Source organism: SAR324 cluster bacterium (genome assembly GCA_029245725.1).
In the GTDB taxonomy this organism is placed as follows: domain Bacteria; phylum SAR324; class SAR324; order SAR324; family NAC60-12; genus JCVI-SCAAA005.
Genome location: JAQWOT010000177.1, coordinates 1 through 2,604, shown reverse-complemented (window position 1 = coordinate 2,604; position 2,604 = coordinate 1). Strand labels below are relative to the sequence as shown.

At 42.3% G+C, this 2,604-nt stretch carries 1 protein-coding gene; it reads right to left on the bottom strand.

The window, feature by feature from the left end:
- Positions 1 to 2,394 (bottom strand): hypothetical protein, encoded by a 2,394-nt coding sequence (locus P8O70_08955; GenBank protein ID MDG2197003.1) that lies wholly within the window; start codon positions 2,392 to 2,394, stop codon positions 1 to 3.
- Positions 2,395 to 2,604: the final 210 nt, after the last annotated feature.

Genomic DNA, 2,604 nt, shown 5'->3' with positions numbered 1-2,604 from the left:
TTAAAACGGACTTCCCGTGTTTTGCATTGTGCTGTAGGGGCTTAATGTATTACCAAGTCCTAATTGTCCATCAGCATTGATCCCCCAACAAAACACCTGATTGTTCGCCAGATTGTAAGCACAAGCAGAAGATTGACCGATGGCAACATCATCAAAGGTGTAATCCGATCCCCAGCCGTTTGCCTCTGTAACCGTAACTGGTGTAGAAGAAACAGTTGTTGAACCATCACCTAGATAGTAATTGCCCCAACACTTGAGATTGGTTCGGTTGTCTACTGCAGCACAGCCCGTTGCTGTGCCAAGATAGATGTCTCGAGCATTATCGATTCCTGACACCTGCACAGGGTAATCTCTATCTGTGGTTGTCCCATCACCTAATTGACCAGAATCGTTTGCTCCCCAACACCAAATCGTGGCATTGTCTGTCAAGCCACAGGTTGAACGCGAATAAGCTGCAATCTGAATGAAGTTGCTAATTGACCCAGAGATGCTTACTGCAGTATCAACCCCTTCTGTACTCCCATTGTTTACACCACTGCTATTTGTTGCGTTATCTCCAAGCTGCCCACTAGCATCCTTCCCCCAGCACTGGACAGTACCATTGTCAAATAAGGCACATGAATGGTCTTGTCCCAGAGCAATATCAACAGCATTGTTAACACCTGTTGCTAGTGTGCCATGATCTGTATAATAAACTGAATTTCCATCGCCAATTGCCCCCATTCTGGCGTATCCCCAACACTTGACAGTGCGATCACTTAAAACGACACAGCCATGTTCTCGGCCAGTGTCTATATCTAGAAATGAATTTGTGGAATGAGACTGTCTCCAGATGCTGGAACCACTGTCGATTCCATAATTATTCATGCGGTATCTCCCCCAGCAAGTGACATTGTCTTGTGTGGAATTCATTACACAATTGGTGTTTCTCGAAGAAGCCATAAACACTGGATTACTTGGTATCACTGAAGGCATCACCAAGGGTGTACTGCTTGAGTTGTCTCCAAGATGGGTTGTGTTGTCTGGAGCCGTATCTGAAATTCTAGGATAGATTGGTCCAGAACCTATTGTTGAGACATTAGAATTCTGAAGGTCATAATCACAATATCCAAAGGTATCATCTGAGCAGGTATCAGATCCCCAACAGTAGACAGTTCCAGATGCATTGTCTAAAGCACAGTAATGTTTCAATCCAGCACTGATGTATCTGTTGCGCTGCCTGCCTGTTCTGGAGTCATTGATTGTAGCTGTAATGGATTCTGAAGAAAGAGTAGCATAGGAAGCATCCACAGAACTTGAGACAGATACTGTCACAGCTGACCAACGAACACCATCAATCATATTATCCTCTACAGCAGTGATAGTCACCTCTTGAGGGGTTGACCAATCACTAGCTGTAAAAGTTAAGGAACTTGGCGATACGGTAGTTTCTCCAGTATCTGAAGAGGCAATGCTCAGTACAACATTTGCTAAGGGTTCACTATTGAGAGCAATACTCAGATTGTCTGTGGCTCCAGATTCAGTAACGGAGGTAGAACTGTTTGTCTCTGTAATGTTGATCCCTATAGTATCTCCAGCATCTGTGTTGGAGACAGTCAGAGTTTTATCTGCAAGATTTGCGTAGTTAGTATCTGTAGTATTGTCTACAGAGATCGTAATCAAAATACTTTGAGATCCATCGACAATATTATCATCAATGCCTGTTACTGTGATTTCTTGAGCAGTCGACCAATTCCCTGTCGAAAAAGTAAGGTTGTCTGGTGATACTGTAATTTCTCCTGTATCTGCTGAACTGATGCTAAGTGTAACGTTGTCAAGTGGTTGAGAAGTTAAGGCAATGCTAAAATTATCTGTAGTTCCTGATTCAGAAACCATTGTAGAGCTGCTAGACTCAGTAACAGTAATGCTAACTGTATCATCATCAATGGTAGTGACAGAGATAGTTTTATCTTCTAACGCTTCATAACTCTCATCAGTACTCTGTGAATCATTGAAAGTCAGAGTAATTGTAGAAGTAATATCTCCATCGTCTAAATTGTCATCGACTCCTGTAACAATTACTGTCTGAGCAGTGGTATAATTATCTGAAGAAAAAGTCAGCGAACTTGGAGAGACAGTCACTTCTCCCGTATCACTTGAACTGATATCAACAATCACATTACCATCGGGTACTCGTGTTACCAGTACAACAGTAAAGGTGTCTGTAGTTCCAGATTCGCCAACCAACGTGCTGCTAATTGTTTCTGTAACTGTCCATGAACCAATTGGTTTTTTTGTAGTGACTTCATTATCACAAGAAAGTGGTGAAGTTCCCATATCACATGGGCTAGGGGGACTGCAGGCTGCAAAAACTAGTAACAGAACCAAGGTAAGAAGCTTTGCATTGTCCATCATCAAGACTTGTAATGGGGTTGAAAATTATTGTTTACCTGTAACTAATTTCAATATCGTCTTTTCTTATTGTTAAAACGGACTTCCCGTGTTTTGCATTGTGCTGTAGGGGCTTAATGTATTACCAAGTCCTAATTGTCCATCAGCATTGATCCCCCAACAAAACACCTGATTGTTCGCCAGATTGTAAGCACAAGCAGAAGATTGACCGAT